2 protein-coding genes are annotated in these 2,316 nt (G+C 63.0%); both read left to right on the top strand.

Annotated features, from left to right (window positions below; translation table 11 throughout):
- The first annotated feature begins 128 nt into the window (after positions 1-128).
- On the top strand, positions 129-989 hold the full coding sequence (locus tag KQ940_RS22550; RefSeq protein WP_217416901.1) for a tyrosine-type recombinase/integrase: 861 nt from the start codon (positions 129-131) through the stop codon (positions 987-989).
- Positions 979-2,103: an IS91 family transposase gene (locus KQ940_RS22545; protein WP_217416900.1), complete on the top strand. Its 1,125-nt coding sequence runs from the start codon at positions 979-981 to the stop codon at positions 2,101-2,103. Before KQ940_RS22550 ends, KQ940_RS22545 begins: the two co-directional genes overlap by 11 nt.
- The last annotated feature ends 213 nt before the right edge of the window (positions 2,104-2,316 follow it).

Below are 2,316 nucleotides of genomic sequence, written 5' to 3'. Positions count from 1 at the left end.
GCATGCCGACTAATACACTGTTGAACTAAACCGCTTCGCGGTAGCTCTCCTCCGATCCGCCACCGCAGGTTGATCGTCTTCCACACTGTTTAAGAACCGTTTCGGTTCTTAACAGAGGAGTGAAGACGATGACCCCGTTACGACATCAGATGATCGAAGCCATGTCCCTGCGTGGCTTGTCCCCCCGTACCCATGAGACCTATCTCTGCGCCGTCGCTCAGCTGGCCGGGTATTACCACCGTCCACCCGACCGACTGACGCCGGCGGAGCTGCAGGTCTACTTCAAGTACCTGACATTGGAGCGCAAGCTGTCGCCGGCCACGTGTCGGCTGTATCTCAACGCGGTGCGCTTCCTCTACCTGAAGGTGCTGGGTTGGCAACATTTCGATGTGGAGCTGGTGGTGCCCAAGCGACCGCAGCGGATCCCCGAGTTGCTCAACCGCGATGATGTGGCCCGCATCCTCCGGGCGACGCTCAACGACCGCCACCGTATGTTGCTGAGCCTGTGTTACGGCTGCGGCCTACGGCTCAGCGAGCTGATTGCCGTGCAGATCCGCGATATCGACGGCGAACGCCAGATGTTGCGGGTCGAACAGGGCAAAGGGGCACGGGACCGCTACGTTCTGCTGGCACCGAGCCTGCTGACGGCACTCAGACGCTACTGGTGCCAATACCGTCCCCGACACTGGCTGTTTCCGACGCCGCAGCACCCCGAGCGGCATATTGGCCAGTGCAGCGCCCAACGCGCCTATTATGGTGCCAAGCGCCGGGCCGGTATCGACAAGCGCGGTGGTATCCATGCCCTGCGCCACGCCTACGCCACCCACCAGCTGGAACAGGGCTTGCCGGTGCATCAACTGCAGCATCTGCTGGGCCATCGCGATCTGAAGAGCACCTTGCGCTATGTACACTGGGCTCCGGTCCGGACTGAGGGGGAGCATGGCCATGCCGACCTGCTGACCGGGATCGGCACCGGTCATGAGTCGTGAAGCGACGGTCCAGAGCGCGCTGAACCGCTACCTCGATCCGCGGCATCTGACGCCACAACAGCGCAAGGTCTGTCTTCACCTGCAGGCGTGCCGCACCGAGGCGATGGGTGGGCGGTTGCTGCGTTGTAACCGCTGTGACGGCGAGCAGCGCTGGTATCACGGCTGCCGTGACCGCCACTGTCCGCAGTGCCAGGGGCGGGCCACGCGCCAATGGGCCGAACGCCAACGCGAGAGTGGCCTGCCGGTGGCCTACTATCACCTGGTGTTCACCCTACCGCATGCACTCAACGGCTGGGCGCAGTGCCACCCGGAGGTGATCTACGCCTGTCTGTTCAAGAGTGTCTGGATGACACTGAAGGCGTTCGCTGCGGATCCCCGTCGCCTCGGCGGACAGCTGGGTATGACCGCGGTACTGCACACCTGGGACCGACGGCTGGGGCAACACCTGCACCTACACTGTTTGGTGCCCGGTGGTGTGCTTGGTGCGGATGGGGACTGGAAGGCGGTGAAGGGCAGCTACCTGTTTCCGGTGCGCGCCCTGTCACGGTACTTCCGTGGCGTCATGGTCGGTGCGCTACGCCACTGTGCCCGGACGGGAGAGTTGCAGCGGATCGAGACCGGTGAGGTCGACCGTATCCTGTCAGTCCTGATGCAACAGGACTGGGTGGTCTATACCCGTCACTGCCTGAGCCATACCGACGCGGTAATCGAGTACCTGGCGCGCTACAGCCACCGCATCGCTATCACCAATGCGCGGCTTCTGGCAGTGGACGCGGCCGGGGTACGCCTGCGCTATAAGGACAGTCGGACCGACCAGCACAGGATCCTGCAGTTGAGTGGAGAGGAGTTCGTGCGCCGGTTCTTGCGGCACATCCTGCCTAAGGGGTTCATGCGGATACGGCACTACGGTTTCCTGGCCGGCTGTTGTCGGGCGACGAAGCTGGACCAGATCCGCGATGCTCTGGCCCATCCTTCACTGTCGAAGGCGATGGAGACGACGGCGGACAGTCCCGGCGACGCCTGTCCATGCTGCCCACTGTGTGGGGCCGGCGTGATGCAGTGGGTGGCGGAACTGATACCGACAGCGTCCTGGGCGCATCGTCGACGACGATGATAGGCAGTTGAGGTTGAAGCGACTTAATGCGACGGTCTACGCGCGTAGTGCCGGGCTTCGATGCGCTTTGCCGTGGACGCAGGAGGGAAACCACGCTAGATTTGAGGCAATAGGGAGACAGACGGAAACGTTGTATGGCCACTGAGGGCTCAAGGAACACCATCACACCCGGGTACAGGGCGCTGGATGCGTCCGGCGGCCCCATGCCCTTAC

Origin of the sequence: Marinobacterium ramblicola (assembly GCF_019084545.1) — a bacterium.
GTDB lineage: Bacteria > Pseudomonadota > Gammaproteobacteria > Pseudomonadales > Balneatricaceae > Marinobacterium_D > Marinobacterium_D ramblicola.
This window is presented reverse-complemented; position numbering and strand designations above follow the sequence as displayed.